This is a genomic window from Psychrobacillus sp. OK028, assembly GCF_900103605.1.
Taxonomy (GTDB): Bacteria; Bacillota; Bacilli; order Bacillales_A; family Planococcaceae; genus Psychrobacillus.
In genome coordinates this window covers 178,833-196,845 of sequence record NZ_FNHY01000002.1, presented here as the reverse complement: position 1 = coordinate 196,845, position 18,013 = coordinate 178,833, and the positions used below count along the sequence as shown (strand labels likewise).

General features: G+C 36.6%; 15 protein-coding genes, 1 pseudogene and 1 riboswitch. Of the genes and pseudogenes, 2 read left to right on the top strand and 14 right to left on the bottom strand.

Annotation, left to right across the window (positions count from 1 at the left end; all coding sequences use genetic code 11):
* Nucleotides 1-285 precede the first annotated feature (285 nt).
* From BLR36_RS04145 to zapA, 13 genes and pseudogenes are all read right to left on the bottom strand, one after another.
* Nucleotides 286-1,515, bottom strand: coding sequence for an aspartate kinase (locus BLR36_RS04145; protein ID WP_093060465.1), 1,230 nt, complete (start codon nt 1,513-1,515; stop codon nt 286-288).
* Nucleotides 1,516-1,611: 96 nt separating this feature from the next.
* Nucleotides 1,612-1,790, bottom strand: a riboswitch (Lysine riboswitch).
* Nucleotides 1,791-1,972: 182 nt separating this feature from the next.
* Entirely contained in the window at nt 1,973-3,763 is a 1,791-nt protein-coding gene (gene uvrC, locus BLR36_RS04140; RefSeq protein ID WP_093060464.1) for an excinuclease ABC subunit UvrC, read from the bottom strand.
* A gap of 50 nt (nt 3,764-3,813) precedes the next feature.
* A pseudogene (trxA, locus tag BLR36_RS04135) lies at nt 3,814-4,137 on the bottom strand (thioredoxin); the annotation flags it as partial.
* Between the two features lie 107 nt (nt 4,138-4,244).
* Nucleotides 4,245-5,222: an electron transfer flavoprotein subunit alpha/FixB family protein gene (locus BLR36_RS04130; RefSeq protein ID WP_093060462.1), complete on the bottom strand. Its 978-nt coding sequence runs from the start codon at nt 5,220-5,222 to the stop codon at nt 4,245-4,247.
* 185 nt (nt 5,223-5,407) lie between these two features.
* A complete protein-coding gene (locus BLR36_RS04125; RefSeq protein WP_093060461.1) occupies nt 5,408-6,181 on the bottom strand; it encodes an electron transfer flavoprotein subunit beta/FixA family protein in 774 nt (257 codons plus the stop codon).
* A gap of 25 nt (nt 6,182-6,206) precedes the next feature.
* A complete protein-coding gene (locus BLR36_RS04120; RefSeq protein ID WP_093060460.1) occupies nt 6,207-6,980 on the bottom strand; it encodes an enoyl-CoA hydratase in 774 nt (257 codons plus the stop codon).
* 18 nt (nt 6,981-6,998) lie between these two features.
* Nucleotides 6,999-7,580 (bottom strand): TetR/AcrR family transcriptional regulator, encoded by a 582-nt coding sequence (locus BLR36_RS04115; RefSeq protein WP_093060459.1) that lies wholly within the window; start codon nt 7,578-7,580, stop codon nt 6,999-7,001.
* A 276-nt stretch (nt 7,581-7,856) separates the two neighbouring features.
* Nucleotides 7,857-9,548 carry a long-chain-fatty-acid--CoA ligase gene (locus BLR36_RS04110; RefSeq protein ID WP_093060458.1) on the bottom strand — a complete coding sequence of 564 codons (1,692 nt, stop codon included), beginning with the start codon at nt 9,546-9,548 and terminating at the stop codon, nt 7,857-7,859.
* 262 nt (nt 9,549-9,810) lie between these two features.
* On the bottom strand, nt 9,811-10,224 hold the full coding sequence (locus BLR36_RS04105) for a DUF350 domain-containing protein (protein WP_093060457.1): 414 nt from the start codon (nt 10,222-10,224) through the stop codon (nt 9,811-9,813).
* 69 nt (nt 10,225-10,293) lie between these two features.
* Nucleotides 10,294-12,657 carry an endonuclease MutS2 gene (locus tag BLR36_RS04100; protein WP_093060456.1) on the bottom strand — a complete coding sequence of 788 codons (2,364 nt, stop codon included), beginning with the start codon at nt 12,655-12,657 and terminating at the stop codon, nt 10,294-10,296.
* Nucleotides 12,658-12,673: 16 nt separating this feature from the next.
* Entirely contained in the window at nt 12,674-14,377 is a 1,704-nt protein-coding gene (gene polX, locus BLR36_RS04095) for a DNA polymerase/3'-5' exonuclease PolX (protein WP_093060455.1), read from the bottom strand.
* Nucleotides 14,378-14,438: 61 nt separating this feature from the next.
* On the bottom strand, nt 14,439-14,981 hold the full coding sequence (locus BLR36_RS04090; RefSeq protein WP_093060454.1) for a CvpA family protein: 543 nt from the start codon (nt 14,979-14,981) through the stop codon (nt 14,439-14,441).
* 4 nt (nt 14,982-14,985) lie between these two features.
* Entirely contained in the window at nt 14,986-15,246 is a 261-nt protein-coding gene (zapA, locus tag BLR36_RS04085; protein WP_093060453.1) for a cell division protein ZapA, read from the bottom strand.
* 78 nt (nt 15,247-15,324) lie between these two features.
* On the opposite strand from zapA, the gene rnhC reads away from it, so the two are divergent.
* A complete protein-coding gene (rnhC, locus tag BLR36_RS04080) occupies nt 15,325-16,257 on the top strand; it encodes a ribonuclease HIII (RefSeq protein ID WP_093060452.1) in 933 nt (310 codons plus the stop codon).
* A 73-nt stretch (nt 16,258-16,330) separates the two neighbouring features.
* Entirely contained in the window at nt 16,331-16,822 is a 492-nt protein-coding gene (locus BLR36_RS04075; RefSeq protein WP_093060451.1) for a hypothetical protein, read from the top strand.
* Nucleotides 16,823-16,897: 75 nt separating this feature from the next.
* On the opposite strand, the gene BLR36_RS04070 is transcribed toward BLR36_RS04075, so the two are convergent.
* Nucleotides 16,898-17,959: an NAD(P)H-dependent flavin oxidoreductase gene (locus BLR36_RS04070; protein ID WP_093060450.1), complete on the bottom strand. Its 1,062-nt coding sequence runs from the start codon at nt 17,957-17,959 to the stop codon at nt 16,898-16,900.
* Nucleotides 17,960-18,013 lie beyond the last annotated feature (54 nt).

Genomic DNA, 18,013 nt, shown 5'->3' with positions numbered 1-18,013 from the left:
TTTTTAAAAGAAATTATTTATAATAAACCCAGATACCGGGCTCTTGATAATTAGACAAAAGAATACCGCTTTGATTTCTACTCCTGGCTGACTCTTTCTGCTATATTCAAAAAAATGTGTAGTACTTCACTTTAATATAGAGCAAAATGTATTGGTTACATGCCGAGTTGAATTATCCAAAAAAGGACTCGAGCCGTGCTTCAGGAAAGAGTCCACAGTAAAGGAAAAAAACTGTAGCCCTGAAAACTTTATACTTCGCAAAATTTCCAAAATCTGGGCTATAATTTAAACTGATTGATGAGTTAATGAAAGATTGAATTCGTCATGCAGGGCATTGGCTGCTTCAATCATATGCTGCTGCGGCACTACAACGGACACTTTTATCTCAGACGTACTTACCATTTTCACCGGAATATTTTCTGTTCTTAAGCGGTCAAACATTTGAGCAGCTACCCCTGGGTTCGATACCATTCCAGAACCTACTATAGAAACCTTAGCAAGACCTACTTCAAAATCAGCGAAGGTAAAGCCGAGTTCTTGTTTATGTGTTTCTAAAACAGTAATCGCTTCAGCCAAAGACTCCTTCTTAATCGAAAATGAAACTGCCGGTTTTACTCCATCTACTATCGACTGAACTATGATATCCACATTTATATGATTTGCGGCTAGTGTTGTAAAAATAGAAGCTAGTGAACCATTAAATGGCACCTCATATTCTATAGTTAATCGAACGATATCGGATTCAAATGCAACCCCACGAACTACTAAATTGTTTTCCACATCTACTTCCTCCTTCAAAATCGTTCCTTCTCCATTTTTATAGCTTGGACGTACCCGTAATGGAACTTTATAGTTTTTAGCAAATTCAACTGCCCGCGGATGTAATACCCCTGCGCCTAAATTAGCAAGTTCGAGCATTTCGTCATATTCTAGTTGTTCTAGTTTACGAGCATTCTCAATGTAGCGTGGATCTGATGTGTATATACCATCAACATCGGTGTAAATATCGCAAGTTTCTGCCTGGATGGAAGCAGCAATTGCTACAGCTGTTGTATCAGAACCACCTCTGCCTAGTGTTGTAATTTCACCGTTTTCGGATATCCCCTGGAAGCCTGCTACAATTACTACTTTATTCTGAGCGAGTAAACCGTCAATTTTAGATGGATCCAACTTCAATATTTTTGCATTTCTATGCACATCATCAGTCACCAAACCTGCTTGAGCACCTGTTAGAGAAATGGCATCTATCCCTAATGCATTCAACTTAATAGCAAGTAAAGCCATCGTAATTTGCTCACCATTGGACAAAAGCATGTCCATTTCACGTTTTGATGGAGATTCGGCTAATCCGTGTGCTAGGTTTGACAATTCATCAGTTGTTTTACCCATTGCCGATACAACAACGACTACATCATTCCCTTTTTCCTTTTCATCTTTAATTCGAATAGCAACATTTGCAATTTTTTCTGTTGATTCAACAGAAGTACCGCCAAACTTCATTACAATTTTAGTCATGAACATCCGCTCCCTAATTTCTCTGTAAGGATTAAAAAAAGCTTTCCACATATTGTGGAAAGCATTCGTCTCATACACGGTCCAAAAAATCTGCCCATGAGAGATAGCCCTCCAGAATATAAATTCTGACAATCCTACATCTCTTAAATGCAGAACCAACAATAGAATAGGAAAAGCTATTCTATGTTTCGGCGAAAAACCCTTTCCTCAGCTATTCTCGGAACTTTCCTTCCTCCTGCTGAGTACTGATGTTTTATCGCACCTCTATCTTCACTGTAAATATAGTGAATATAAAATTACGCCTCAGCATAATTGCGTCCAGATTTTGAATTGCGATTGCGCAATTTAAAATCTGTAACATCCGCCGGAGGCTTAACTTGAATCAACAATTCCTATATGTGCATTTGCGACATTCTTTTATTGATTCAAGTTAAATTGAATTAACCATAACATACGATTATTCAGAAGACAATAATTTTTTCCGAAAATGATTAATCACAATTTCTGCTTGCTTACTCGGAAGCCCAGCTTCTATGAGCTCTTCTCTACTGGCTGCTTGAATTTTCTTTAGCGACCCAAAGTGCTTTAAAAGTATTTTTTTCCGTTGAGGACCGATACCTTCAATACCATCTAGTGAAGATGCAATCGTATGTTTTCCACGCTGTTGTCTATGGAACGTAATAGCAAAACGATGAACCTCATCTTGAATTCGTTGCAGCAGATAAAAACCTTCACTCGTCCGCTTCATTGGTATTAACTCCAAGGGGTCTCCGTATATAAGCTGAGAGGTTTGGTGCTTACCATCTTTTGCCAGACCTGCAATTGGAATATCCAACCCCAGTTCATCCTCTATAATTTCTCGTGCAGCTTCAATTTGCCCTTTCCCACCATCAATAATGACCAAATCAGGCAGTGGCAAATTCTCCTTAAGTACTCGAGTGTATCTTCTACGTACAACTTCTCGCATTGCTCCGTAATCATCATGTTTCGCTGCTGTTTTTGTTTTATATTTTCGATAATCCTTTTTACTGGCTCTGCCGTCAATAAAAACTACCATCGCAGAAACCGCATCAGTCCCATGGATATGTGAGTTATCAAAAGCTTCAATACGCATAGGTGGAGCAATTCCCATAGAATCTCCGAGCTGCTCTACTGCACCAATTGTCCGTTCCTCTTGTCTTTCAATCAAATGGAACTTCTCAGAAAGGGCTATTTTAGCATTTTTCTCAGCTAATTCGACTAGGTTTTTCTTTGTTCCTCTTTGTGGAACGAAAACCTTCATTTCTAAAAGCTTTGAAGCCAAGTCGATGTCTGTAGTCAAAGGGACATAAATTTCTTTTGGTTTAATATGCTCTGACTTTGCATAAAATTGCCCTAAAAATGTGAGAAACTCTTCTTCAGGATCACGGAACAAAGGAAACAATGAAACATCTCTTTCAATAAGCTTCCCTTGCCTTATAAAAAATACTTGAACACACATCCAGCCTTTATCTACATGCCAACCAAAAATATCTCTGCTGGTGAAATCATTCATAGTCATTTTTTGCTTTTCCATAACTTGTTCTATATGTGAAATTTGATCTCTATACTCTTTTGCTCGTTCAAATTCAAGTGCTTCTGCAGCTGCATTCATTTTTGCAACCAGCTCTTTTTTCACTTGTGTGTGACCACCATTCAAGAAGCTAATAATTTCTTGAATGATTGAATCATAAGCATTTTCTTCAATTTTTTTCACACATGGAGCTAGACATTGACCCATATGATAGTAGAGGCAAACTCGATTCGGCATTTTTTGGCATTTACGAAGTGGATATAAACGATCTAGAAGTTTTTTCGTTTCATGTGCTGCATGTGAATTCGGATAAGGACCAAAATATTTCCCTTTATCTTTTTTAACCTGTCTCGTAATGATTAGTCGTGGATCTTTTTCGGCAGTAATTTTAATATATGGATACGTTTTATCATCTTTTAACATAATGTTATATTTAGGATCATGCTTTTTGATAAGATGAAGCTCTAATATTAAAGCTTCCAGCTCAGATGATGTTACGATATATTCAAAGTCAACAATTTCTTGCACTAATCGAAGTGTTTTACCATCGTGTGCTCCTTTAAAATATGAGCGTACACGATTTTTCAATATCTTCGCTTTGCCGACGTAGATAATAGTTCCTTGCCGGTCTTTCATTAAGTAACATCCTGGCTCATCTGGTAAGATGGCACATTTTTGTTCGATCAATTCATTCATATTATCACCTGTTTAAAAAAACCGGGCACTATGGAGCACCCGGTTTTATATTATGCGTTTTTTTCTACGAATTGTACTAATGCTTCTTTTGGTTGGAATCCTACTGCTTTGTCTACTGGTTGACCATCTTTAAATAATACTAATGTTGGGATAGACATAATACCGAATTGACTTGCAGTTGCTTGGTTTTCATCAACGTCTACTTTTACGATTTTAACTTTGTCGCTCATTTCAGCGTCCATTTCTTCTAGTACAGGAGCAATCATTTTACAAGGTCCGCACCATGTTGCCCAAAAATCTACTAATACTAAACCTTCTTGTATTTCCGAGTTAAATGTTTGATCTGTTCCGTGAACTATTGCCATATTAAAATTCCTCCTTTGTCTACTATGTAATGATTATAGCAGACAGAAATATCAACTTCTACATTTTAGCTTGAAAGCGAAAACTCGACTCCTTTATAGGAGCCGAGCCTCTGATTTTACGCGTTTACTTTAAGTTTTTTGAACTCTTCTGTAAGCATTGGTACAACTTCAAATAAATCACCAACGATACCGTAGTCTGCCACTTTGAAAATATTTGCTTCTGGATCTTTATTGATCGCTACAATTATTTTCGAGTTAGACATTCCTGCTAAATGCTGAATAGCTCCGGAAATACCTGCTGCGATATAAAGGTCTGGTGTTACCACTTTACCAGTTTGACCAATTTGTAATGAATAATCACAATAGTCGGCGTCACAAGCTCCACGGGAAGCACCAACTGCTCCACCTAAAACATCTGCAAGCTCTTTTAATGGTCCGAATCCTTCTTCACTCTTAACTCCACGACCACCAGCTATAACAACTTTTGCCTCTGATAAATCTACACCCTCCGAAGATTTACGAACTACTTCTTTAATAATAGTACGAAGGTTTGTAATATCTACCGACAATGAAGAAACATCCGCTGACTTACTGTCATCTTTTGCAAGTGGAGCAATATTGTTAGGACGGATAGTGATAAATTTAATACCATCCTTCACTTTAACTTTTTCAAAAGCTTTACCCGAATAAATCGGACGGATAAATACAGCTGCATCGCCTTCGCCTTCAATAGAAGTAACGTCTGATATTAAACCAATTTGCAACTTACTTGCAATTTTTGGAGATAAATCTTTCCCAAGTGCTGTATGACCAAATACAATTACCTCTGGATTTTCCTGATCAATCACAGCTAATAGTGCTTGGCCAAAACCATCTGAAGTATATTGTTTTAAATGTGGATGTTCCACAGTGATTACACGATCAGCGCCATATTTTCCAAGCTCTGCAGCTAACTCACCCACTGAATCTCCTAATAGAACACTAACAACTTCTCCACCGTCTGAAATTTGCTTTGCTGCTGCAATAGCTTCATATGATACATTTCGAAGTGCACCTTCGCGTGCTTCTCCTAGTACTAAAACTTTGTTAGACATATTATTTTCCTCCTAAAATTAAAATTAATTCGAATTAGATTTGCTCCTGCGCAAGCTCGTCGCAGTAAAACATGTGCTCCTGCGCAAGCTCGTCGCAGTAAAACATGTGCTCCTGCGCAAGCTCGTCGCAGTAAAACATATGCTCCTGCGCAAGCTCGTCTCAGAAAAACATGTGCTGAATAGAGTTAAACGACTTTCGCTTCTGAGTGAAGTAATTGAACTAACTCTTTTACTTGATCTGCTAGCTCGCCTTCTAATACTTTTCCAGCTTCCTTTTTAGGAGGTAAATAAATCTCGATTGTTTCAGTTTTTGCTTCTACATCATCTTCATCGATATCTAAGTCATCTAATTCCACTTCTTCTAATGGCTTTTTCTTCGCCTTCATAATTCCTGGAAGAGATGGGTAACGCGGTTCATTTAGTCCTTGCTGAGCAGTAACCAATAAAGGTAAGGAAGTTTCTAGTACCTCTGTATCACCTTCTACGTCACGCTTAATCGTAACTGTTGTACCGTTAATCTCTAAGTTTGTAATAGTAGTTACATAGTTAATACCTAAGCTTTCAGCAACACGTGGTCCTACTTGTCCGGATCCACCATCAATTGCCACATTACCAGCTAATATTAGATCAGGATTTTTGTCTTTTAAGTATTCTGAGATAACAAATGCAGCTGCAAATTCATCCATATCTTCTACATCATCTTCAGTATTAATAAGTACAGCTTTGTCAGCACCCATTGCTAATGCAGTACGAAGTTGCTTCTCTGCTTCTTCGCCGCCCATTGTAAGAACTGTTACTTCTCCACCTTGAGCATCACGAACTTGGATCGCTTCTTCTATCGCATACTCATCATAAGGATTAATAATGAATTCTGCACCATCTTCTTGAATTTTACCCCCGCTTACAACAATTCTCTCCTCAGTATCAAATGTACGTTTTACTAAAACATAAATATTCATTTAGATATCCTCCCAATGTAAATTATTATTTACCTTTAAATACAGGTTCTCTTTTTTCAATAAATGCAGAAATGCCTTCTTTTGCATCCTCTGAAACAAATACAGTTCCAAAAGTATTTGCTTCTGCTTTCACACCCTCATGATATGAAGCTGGTTTAGAATATTGAAGCATTCCTAATGCAGCTTTTATAGCAATTGGACTCTTCTTCGCAATCTTAACTGCAAGCATTTTCGCATGTTCAAATAATTCTTCTTCCGCATAAGCATGGTTAGCTAGTCCTAACTGAGCCGCTTCTTTTCCACTAATAGGATCACTCGTCAACAACATTTCTGCCGCTTTCGCAAATCCAACATAACGTGGTAGTCGTTGCGTACCAGCAAATCCAGGTATTAATCCAAGCTGTAATTCTGGTAATCCAAGCTTAGCATTTTCAGATACGAGTCGGATGTGACAACTCATCGCAAGTTCAAGTCCTCCACCAAGTGCAGCACCGTGAATTGCAGCGATTACCGGTTTCGAGAAAGTTTCCACTCTTTCGAAAATTGTTTGGCCACTAGATGCAAGCTCTGAGAACGCTTCTCCAGATGTAATGGAAGTAAACTCTTTTATATCTGCACCTGCGGAGAAAAATCTACCTTCCCCTTTTAGCAGTATTACTCGTACTGCATCATCGTTTTCTACTGCATCTAGCAACTCATTTACTTCTAATATAACCCCTCTTGCTAGTGCGTTTGCAGGTGGACGATTTAGTGTAACAGTAGCTACACCATCTTCTACAGTCCATGACAGAAATTCCACTTTCCCACTCCCCTTTCGTTAACCTTTTACACCATTTAACAGAAGACGATGTACTTTACTTGTTAGATCAACTAAATTGTATTTATGCTCATTCATGACCCAAGTTGTAGTCGTCTCATCAATTGTACCAAAAACCATTTGTCTTGCTAAGCGAATATCGATCGTATGATCAAATTCTCCTTGTTCGATTCCTTCTTTCAAAATTGTATCTAATAAAATTAAATAACTTCTTAAAACGGCATTAATTCGTAATCGTAAAGCTAAATTGGCTTGTCTTAATTCCAATTGTGTTACTGTTGCTAAATGATGATCGCTTGATAACACAGTAAAATGATTTTCAATCATTTTGAAAAGCTTTTCTGAGCAACTAATGTCTTGTTGAATAATTTCCTTTAAATTATCAGCGAATATTTCCATCTTTTCTTCAAAAACTGAAACTAAAATTTCTTCTTTGTTTTTAAAATATAAGTAAATTGTACCGTCAGCCACTCCCGCCTGTTTGGCTATTTTAGAAACTTGTGACTGATGATATCCATTTTCAGCAATTACAATAATTGCCGCGTCAATGATTTGCTTATATTTTGGTTTATCCTTTTTCATTTGAATTCACCACCATTTAATCAATTACACCTGGCGTAATTGCGTCCGATTTTGAAATTTGATCTGCGCGATGCAGGTCAGGTAGCCGTTTTCGCATGAATGCGGAGTATTTAAGCTATCATCTATTATAAATTTCCTTTTAAAATCTTTGACATCCGCCAGAGGCTTTTATTTTATTCTGCCTAGGTTGTACCCGGTTGAATAAAATAAAAATATGAATGATGATTCATTCATATTTTTATATTATATTTAATTTTATTGATTGTCAATAATCAATTAACTTACCGTTTGTTTTTGCTTTGCTCTTTCTTCTTCTATTAAAGTTCTTCTCAAAATTTTTCCTACCGCCGTTTTTGGAAGCTCTGCTCTAAATTCATAAATTCTTGGAACTTTAAACGCCGCTAAGTTTTCACGGCAAAAAGTATTCAACTCATCTTCTGTCACAGTTGTGCCTTCTTTTAGTACTATAAAGGCTTTTACTGTTTCTCCTCTATATGCATCTGGAACTCCTGCTACAACACATTCCTGAATTGCCGGATGTTCATATAGTACCTCTTCTACGTCTCTCGGATAAATATTATATCCACCTGCAATGATTAAATCTTTTTTGCGATCGACTACATAAAAGTAACCGCTTTCATCCATATACCCCAAATCTCCCGTTAAAAACCAACCATCACGCATTGTCATTTCTGTATCTTCTGGTCGATTCCAATAACCTTTCATCACTTGAGGACCTTTTACTGCAATTTCACCAATTTCCCCGTACGGTAAAGGTGTCGTCGAATCTGCAGCAAAAATCGCCGCATCCGTATCTGGCCATGGAATACCAACTGAACCTTTAATACGATTCTCATTGTATATTAAATTAGCATGCGTTACTGGAGATGTCTCGGTTAAGCCGTAGCCTTCTACTAATCTACCACCAGTAATTTTTTCAAACTTTTCTTGAACCTCTAACGGTAATGGAGCAGATCCACTTAAACAAGCTACTATTGATGATAAGTCATATTTTTGGATATCCGGATGATTCAACAAACCAATATAAATTGTTGGAGCTCCTGGGAATATTGTTGGCTTTTGTTTATCTATCGTTTTTAGTGCAGTTTCGACATCAAACTTTGGCAATAATACCATTCTATTTCCTAGCATAACAGAAAACACTAATACAGTAGTCATGCCATATACATGGAAAAATGGGAGAACTCCAAGAATTGTTTCTTCGCCTTCTACACATTTATAATTCCAAGCCGTACACATAGCAGTATTAGTAACTAAATTTTTATGGGTAAGCATGACTCCTTTCGGAAACCCTGTTGTACCCCCTGTATATTGTAAAAGTGCTATATCTTCTTCAAAATCAAAAGGCATACTAATCGGTTCAGCTTTTCCAACCTTCATAATTTCTGGAAATAAATGATTGATTCCTCTATGCTCTACTTTAACACTAAACCCATATTGCTTTTTTTGTATAAATGGATAAATAAGATTTTTAGGAAATGGCAAGTAATCCTTAATACCAGTAACAATTACATTCTCTAAATTAGTTTCTTTTATAACTTTGGTAACACGTGGATATAAAATATCCATCGCCAATATAGCTTTTGCACCTGAGTCTTTCATTTGATAAGCAATTTCTCTTTCTGTGTAAAGAGGATTTGTTTGCACTACTATTGCTCCTGCATACAATGCACCGTAGTAACCAATTACTCCTTGGGGACAGTTTGGCAGCATAATAGCTACTCTGTCACCTTTTTGAATACCGAGCGATTGTAAATAGTTCGCAAATTTTAGTGATGACTCGTAAAGCTCTTTGTACGATACATCTCTCCCCAAGAAATGGATCGCGATTTTTGTCGGAAATTTCTTGTACGCTCTTGTTAAATATTCTTGAACGGGAATGTGTTCATAGTCGAGCGTATGCGGAATTTCAGGTGGATATTGTGCTAACCACGGCTTTTCTGTCAATTTAATGCCCCCTTTGTTTATAATAGCGTGAATATTCCTATTTTTAATTATAAAGAAAAATGAATGACAATTCAATTCTTTATGAAAAAAAGACTGTAACGCACATTTCGTCATCCTTTAGATAGATGGTGCAACATTACAGTCGTACATAAAGCTATTAATTTAGTATATTAATTCATAACGACATATATTATACCTACCAAGACAAAAAGTAGGCCAACAGCCATCAAAATTTTAGACAACTTTTCCATTCTAACCGCTCCTAAGAAATACTTGCTCCAATAACAAATGATAATCCTACAGAAATAACTAGTGAAATAAACCCTATTGAGCGATTATCTTTTTCGATTTCCTGATCAACATTAAAGCTTGGCGTTAAAAACTCAAATAATAAGTACGCAATGATTAGTAACATAAAACCAAATAAACCCCAGCCAATCATTTCAAAAAACGAATTATGCTGTTCAATGGAATACCTAAAAATATTACATACACCAAAAATTTTCCCACCAGTAGCAAGTGCAACTGCTACATTACCTTTTCTTATTTCTTCCCAATTTTTATATTTCGTGACTACTTCGAAAATAACCATCGAAACGAGTAAGCATAAAATAACAACACTAAAATAACCTGCAGACTCAACGAGTGGGTTTGACCAGAAACTGGATAAAAGCAAATTTAAAAACCCCTTTTACACTTTTCCTTCTATACGGACAGCCCGTTAAAAAGTTTCATTTTTTTAAAATTATTTTAATTCGACAACTGTTACGCCGTGACCACCCTCACCAGCCTCGCCGAAACGATAGCTTTTTACACGAGAATGATTCTTCAAAAATTGTTGGATAGCTTGTCTTAATACACCAGTACCTTTTCCATGAATAATAGAAATTCTAGGGTAATTTGCAAGAACTGCATCATCTAAATATTTTTCAGTACGCATGATAGCATCTTCATATCGTTCTCCACGAAGATCTAGCTCCAATTTTACATGTGAATCTCTGCCGCGGATCGAATTCACCGAAACAGTCTGTTTTTGTTTTTCTGGTTTAACAAATTCTAAATCAGATTCATCTAACTTCATTTTTAGCATACCGATTTGAACAGACCATTCTGTTGTAGATAATTTCTCTAACAAAGTACCTTTTTGCCCGAAGCTAATTACTTTTACTTCATCTCCAGATTTTAACTCTTTTGCCATCTCGTTTAATTTCTTTTGCTTTTTCAATACTGGATTATTTGGTAAGGCAGCATCTAAACGTTTTTTGGCATCAATTAGTTCATGCTCTTTAACAAACTTATGTGTATTAGATTGCATTTTACGCAACTCGCTAATAATTTCATCTGCTTCTCGCCGAGCATCATCAACGATTTTCTTAGCCTTGTCTTTTGCTTTTTGCTCTAGCTTCTCTTTGTTCTGTTCTAAATCGGCTAGTCTTTGTTCTAAATCCTCTTTTACTTTACGCGCTTCTACTAAATGGACCTCTGTTTCTTCTGCATCTTTTTCTGCTTGTCGACGGCTGTCCTCTAAAGACGCAATCATAGAGTTTACTTCTCCACGGTCCGTCCCAGTAAACGTTTGTGCTTGGTTTATAATATATTCCGGTAATCCTAGTCGCTCTGATATTTCGAAAGCATTACTTCTTCCGGGCACTCCTATTAACAGTTTATAAGTTGGACTTAAAGTTTCAATGTCAAATTCCACACTTGCATTTGCCACACCAGGTCGATTGTATCCATACGCCTTTAGCTCAGGATAATGCGTTGTAGCCATAACTCGAGCACCTGTCCCATGCACTTCATCCAATATTGATATTGCAAGCGCTGCACCTTCTTGTGGATCGGTTCCTGCTCCAAGTTCATCAAATATAATCAATGATTTATCGTCATATTTTTTTAATATATCCACAATATTGACCATATGAGAAGAAAAAGTACTTAAGCTTTGCTCAATCGATTGCTCATCTCCAATATCCGCAAAGACAGATTCAAATAATGCTACTTCCGAGCCATCTAAGGCTGGAATAGGGAGTCCACTTTGTGCCATTAATGTGCAAAGACCAACTGTTTTCAATGTTACCGTTTTACCACCTGTATTCGGTCCAGTGATTACAATAGTTGTAATGTCTTTCCCAAATTCGATTGTATTTGGCACAGCTGTCTCTTGCGGAATAAGTGGATGTCTTGCTTTCACTAAACGGATAAACCCTTTGTTATTAATGACAGGCATTGTACATTTTTGGGCTTGTCCATATTTAGCTTTAGCTAAAATAACATCAACCTCTCCAAGTACATTTACTAATAGAAAAATATCATGTCCTACTATTTCTACTTCTGCTGTCAATCTAACCAGAATACGATTTATCTCTTCCTGTTCTTTCACCTTTAAACTTCGGATATCGTTGTTAATTTGTACTACTGCTGAAGGTTCAATGAACAGCGTTTGTCCTGAAGATGATTGGTCATGAATAATTCCGCCGTAATGACTCCGGTATTCCGATTTAACCGGAATAACATATCGATCATTTCGAATAGTAATAATCGAATCTGACAGCATCTTCGCAGCATTTGCTCCTCTTGTATAGCTTTCTAGTTTTTCACGCACACGACTAACTTGAATACGTAATTGTTGGCGAATAGAGCGGAGTGTACTACTAGCGCTATCCAATACAGCACCATTTTCATCTATACAATCATTTATCTCATGTTCAAGGGCTGTTAAAATCGGCAAGCCTTCCTTCAATCTAAGGAAGTGAGGGATTTTAACATCCTCTGATTCTGCAACATTGTCTATAAATTGGCGTAATATTTTGCTTGCACGAATCGTACTTGCGATTTCCATTAATTCCGTAGGGCTAAGCATCCCTCCGATTTGGGCACGTTTAGCATGCGGGCGGACATCTGTCATTCCCCCCATAGGAACATTCCCACGTAATCGAAGAATAGCCATACCTTCATCCATTTCCTCTAACAGCTTCGTGACTTCTGTAAAATCAACGGAAGGTAGGAGTTTATCTATATGGCTTTTTCCAATTGAAGAAGTACAGTAACTAGATACTTCTTCTCGAATTTTATAATACTCTAAAGTTCTCAGTGCTCTTTCAGCTATCAACCGAGGCACCTCCTAATTATTTCTGTATATATTCCTTAAACTTCTCAAAGGACCAAGTGTTCACAATATTGTCTTTATGCAACCAGGCTTTTTGAGCATAGCGAACACCAATATCCATATATTTCAACTGATCGATATGATGCGCATCTGTATTAATAGCTATTGGGACACCCTTGTCTTGTGCTAGCTTTAAATATTCTGTGTTCAAATCGAGACGGTAAGGACTTGCGTTTAACTCCAAAATCTTTCCATATTCCTTCGCCCATTCTATGAGAGTTGGAACATCTGGATTATAACCATCTCTTTGTTCAATTATTCTACCCGTTGGATGTGCAATCATATGTACATACGGATTTTTTAATGCTGTTAAGAGTCTTTCCATAATCTTTTCCTGTGGCTGACTAAAACTAGAATGAATGGAAGCTATAACAAAATCTAATTGTGACAGTAATTCATCTTCAAAATCAAGCGATCCATCGGGTAGTATATCCATCTCGGTACCAGTAAGTATTTCAATATCTGTATACTTATCATTTAGCTCATGTATGATTTCCAATTGGTTTAACAACCGTTCTTTAGAAAGACCGTTAGCTACTTTCAAATAATTGGAATGATCCGTTATCACTATATGAGAATAGCCTTTTGCACGACAGGCTTCTATCATTTCTTCTATAGAATGTGCTCCGTCTGACCAAGTAGTATGCATATGAAAATCCCCTTGGATATCATTTAACTTTACTAATGAAGGTAGCTGATCTAGCTTTGTAAATTCCGAGCCATCCTCTCGAACAGTTGGAGGAATGAAAGGCAAGTCAAAATAAGCATAAAAATCTTCTTCCGATTCAAAATGCTGCACACTTCCATCAGATAGCTCAACCCCGTATTCACTAATCTTCTTCCCTTGGTCTTTTGCGATTTGTCGCATTTTTATATTATGGTCTTTCGAACCGGTAAAATGATTTAACGCAGAAGCATATTCACTTAACGCTACAAGTCTAAAATCGACATCAATCTCTACTTCTACATCTAGAGTGACAGAAACTTTCGTATCTCCAGCTGCAATAATTTTCTGAACAGGTAATATCTTTAATAATTCTTCTCTAACTTCCTTAGGTGAGCTTGTTGCAATTATAAAGTCGATATCCTTACTCGATTCCTTGACCCTTCTGTACGATCCAGCAACAGAAAACTTTTCAATTAATGAAATAGACGAAAGTTTATGGTTGATTAATTCTACAATTGGTTCTATTTGCCAAACGGCCGTTCGTTCCGGTTTAGATTGAAGGTTTACTATTTCTACTAATATTTTTTCTTCTGTTTTTTTAGCAAATCCAGGCAAGGTTTGAACTTTCCCTTCCTCACAAGCAAGTTTTAGAGCATCTATTGAATCGATATGCAATTCCTTATATAGTTTGGCAATTTTTTTGCCGCCCAGTCCTGGGATTTTAAGCATAGGAAGTAATCCGCTTGGAACAGATTGTTGTAATTCCACAAGTAAAGAAGATTCTCCAGTAGTCATTAAATCATCTATTACAGCACCAGTAGCTGATCCAATTCCTTTTAATGAAGTGATATTGTCCATTTCTGCAAGACTTCTATCATCTAGCTCTAACACCTGTGCAGCTTTTCGAAAAGCTGAAACTTTAAAAGGATTTTCTCCTTGTAATTCCATATATAAAGCAATTCTTTCTAATGTTCTAATAATCGTTTTCTTATCCAACGATAACACCTCTTTCATTAGATTTCGAATAGTTAAAAAAACTTCCCTCTACTGAGAGAAGTTACTTTTCAATATAAATATACCACCAATTTTTCACCATTTCCGATAGGATAGGTGTATGGTCTAACATCCATCCTGTTAACACGGAACCAGATATTAGGTTTTGGATAACCTCGATTGGTAATAGAGCTAATACATATAGTAATACAAATAAAATAAAATAAAATTCAATAACCCCTAAGATTGCTCCAACAACATTGCTTACAAATCCTAAGATTGGTAAATACTTTAAGAAGTCAAACATAGATGCAATCATTTGTAATGCAAACTTTACCACGATAAAAATAAGTGCAAAAGCAATAATACGATAAAAAGTTTGAGCCAAATCTAAACTCTCTACTGCTATTGTCAATTTAGAACCTGCAGTTACAGCAGGAAATGGAATCCATAAAACAAATTTATCTGCAAGTGGTTTATAATAAGTGTAAGCCACTATTAGTGCGATTATAAAACCGGTCATGTGGATTAGCTGTACAATTAGACCACGTCTTGCACCAGTTATTAAACCACCTACAAGTAATATCAATATAATTATATCTAACATATTTTCAGTCCTTTAGCCTTTTCAATTCTTCTTCAAGTAGCTCTAATTGTTCTTTTACTTTTATGTAATCATGTATAGCATTTACAGCTGTTAGTACCCCAAGCTTTGCAATATCTAGCTGACTATTATGTGAATGTATTTCTCTCATTTTATCATCCACCATTGATGCTACAAGTCTCATATGGCCAGATGATTCAGAACCAACCATTTTATAATTCTGTCCATATATATCAACCGAAATTCGTGTTTTTTCTTGTTCTGACAAAGCCATAACCCTCCTCAGAAAATCCTAATACTTATAATAACACGAAATAGATTGCTATGTGAAGAAAGGAACGAACTAATGTCAAACACTGTCTTGTTATTGAGTGCATATGAAATAGAAAAAGTAAAATCGCATTATAAAAATTTTAAGATAGAACGCTCTGCTCCTGGTGTTGTATTCGCAGCAAAATTAGAAGATACAACCATTACCATCTATAAATCTGGCAAGGTCATGTTCCAAGGAAACGGTGCTCCACGGGAGGCCTCTATTTGGGGTACAAGTTCCACTAAATCACCATCAACAAGTGTAGCGAAAGGAGATATTTTACCTCCCAACTTTTCTTCCTTATCTGTACTTGGATCAGATGAAACAGGAACTGGTGATTATTTTGGTCCTATTACAGTTGCCGCTTGTTTTGTAAGTAGCGACCAGGTAAAGCTAGTTAAAGAATTAGGAGTCAAGGATTCCAAAATGTTAACAGACGAAGTGATGCGTAAAATGGCACCTGACTTAATGGCGACTTTAACACATAGTGTGCTAGTACTTAAAAACGAAAAATATAATGACATACAGTCACGTGGGTGGTCCCAGGGCAAAATAAAAGCACTTCTTCATAACCAGGCACTTAAACATGTTCTGAAAAAAATGAGGTCAGAAAAACCGGCATACATTTTAATAGATCAATTTGCCGAACGTGGCATTTACTATAATCATATTAAAGCAGAGAAAGAAATCGTCCGTGAAAATGTATTGTTTTCAACAAAAGCAGAGCAGCTTCATGTTTCAGTTGCTGCGGCATCTATAATTGCAAGATATGCATTCTTAAAAGAAATGGACCGTCTATCTGAGATAGCAAATACGACGATACCAAAGGGAGCAAGTGCAAAAGTCGATGAAATAGCAGCTAAAATTTATTTGAAGCACGGAGAAGAATTCCTTAAGTCTATTACTAAATGGCATTTTGCCAATACACATAAAGCAATGAAATTAGCTAATAAGAAAAGATTTTAACACAGATAGCACAAAGCCTTATAAATGCATAACATGTATAATTACATGTTTATATAGCAATGGAGGTTTTAGTATGGTCAATTTTCTAGCTTTCTATGGTACTGTTACTATGATTAGTGATTTTATGATTGGGTCTAATGGTGAAGGAGAAGGTTGTTATACATTAATGTCCGTAGATAATGGCAACGGAGGATCAGTAAATTTCGTGGTGTCCCCCACTACTTATTTTGTAGATAATGCATTGGTAGCAGTGGGTGATAGAGTAACTGGTTACTATGATGGTGATGCTCCTGTTCCTCTGATTTACCCACCGCAATATCGAGCATTAGTTATTGTAAAAGAAAACCCAAATCAAAATGTAAAAGTGGGCTACTTTAATAGCCAATTAGAAAGCAATGATGGTCAATTAAAACTAAATGTATCACCATTTACTCAAATATTACGTACAAATGGGCAACCTTTTACAAAAAATCCAGCTAACAGAAATCTAATTGTTATATACGGTCCAACGACCAGAAGCATTCCTGCTCAAACCACACCCTATGAAATTATTGTTTGGTGCTAGAACCTTTGTAGAATAATACAGTAAACCATTAATCATGGGGATACTATTTATCCCCATGATTAAAACATTCTGTATTTATTTCATCTCTTCATCCATCACTCTTTGAATAAGTTCCTCCACAGTCTCGATTCTAGCAAGTGATGCACATTGCCCTGCCCAAAGTGACATATAGTCTTTCAAATTTTGACTTGCCGCAGCTTTTCGAATCGATTGTGTAAGCGAATTTTGAACCGGAAAACTTGGAAGCATATCTTCATATTCTTCCATTTCCAAAATAAATTTATTTTTAATACCTCTTGCCCATTTCCCAGAAAATGTACGAGTCAATGTCGTATCTCCAACTTTCGAATGAATGATGACTTCCTTATGTAAAGGATGTGCACCACTTTCTTCACAAGTTAAAAAAGCAGTTCCCATTTGAACAGCTTTTGCTCCTAACCGTAAAGCAGCCCTTATCCCTCTTCCATCCATTATCCCACCAGCTGCAATAACAGGAATATTTACATTGTCTGCCACTTGGGGGATTAAGGACATTAAACCAATTAAACCTTCCTCATGATTACTTATGAAGTTTCCTCGATGACCCCCAGCTTCACTTCCTTGCACAACGACTGCATCCATTCCAAGTTTTTCAATTAATATTGCTTCTTCAATAGTTGTAGCAGTTCCGATTGTTGTTACATTGTGTTGCTTAAATTGCTTCATTTCCTCTTTTGATGGTACGCCAAATGTAAAGGAACATATAGGAACTTTTTCTTCAATTACTACTTGTATAAGTTCCTCATATGAGTGAAAAGTATCTTCCACGGAGGGGGGAGTGATCCTTTCTCCTATTATGCCTAGTTCCTCCCGATACTGGTTTAACATACTATTCGCCATTTCAATCTCATTTTCTATGATTTCAAATTTACTAGGAACAAATAAATTTACACCAAAATTATTCGAGGTTAGCTCCCTGACCCCTCTGATTAGTTCTTGTAATTGAATTGGACTCATGTATCCAGCTCCAATCATTCCAAGTGCTCCATTAACGGAAACAGCAGCTACTAATTTAGAAGTGGTAATTCCCCCAGCCATGGGTGCTTGAATAATTGGACAGTCTATTTTTAATAAGCTAGTAAGATTGTTAGTAAACATATTCCCCTCCAAATTCATATTAGTAAAGTATATTGTAATGATACTCCTTCTATT

Bases quoted from the DNA above. Each gene is read 5' to 3' on its own strand.
- BLR36_RS04145 (WP_093060465.1), bottom strand. From the start codon at position 1,515: ATGACTAAAATTGTAATGAAGTTTGGCGGTACTTCTGTTGAATCAACA.
- uvrC (WP_093060464.1), bottom strand. From the start codon at position 3,763: ATGAATGAATTGATCGAACAAAAATGTGCCATCTTACCAGATGAGCCA.
- BLR36_RS04130 (WP_093060462.1), bottom strand. From the start codon at position 5,222: ATGTCTAACAAAGTTTTAGTACTAGGAGAAGCACGCGAAGGTGCACTT.
- BLR36_RS04125 (WP_093060461.1), bottom strand. From the start codon at position 6,181: ATGAATATTTATGTTTTAGTAAAACGTACATTTGATACTGAGGAGAGA.
- BLR36_RS04115 (WP_093060459.1), bottom strand. From the start codon at position 7,580: ATGAAAAAGGATAAACCAAAATATAAGCAAATCATTGACGCGGCAATT.
- BLR36_RS04090 (WP_093060454.1), bottom strand. From the start codon at position 14,981: ATGTTAGATATAATTATATTGATATTACTTGTAGGTGGTTTAATAACT.
- rnhC (WP_093060452.1), top strand. From the start codon at position 15,325: ATGTCAAACACTGTCTTGTTATTGAGTGCATATGAAATAGAAAAAGTA.
- BLR36_RS04075 (WP_093060451.1), top strand. From the start codon at position 16,331: ATGGTCAATTTTCTAGCTTTCTATGGTACTGTTACTATGATTAGTGAT.
- BLR36_RS04070 (WP_093060450.1), bottom strand. From the start codon at position 17,959: ATGTTTACTAACAATCTTACTAGCTTATTAAAAATAGACTGTCCAATT.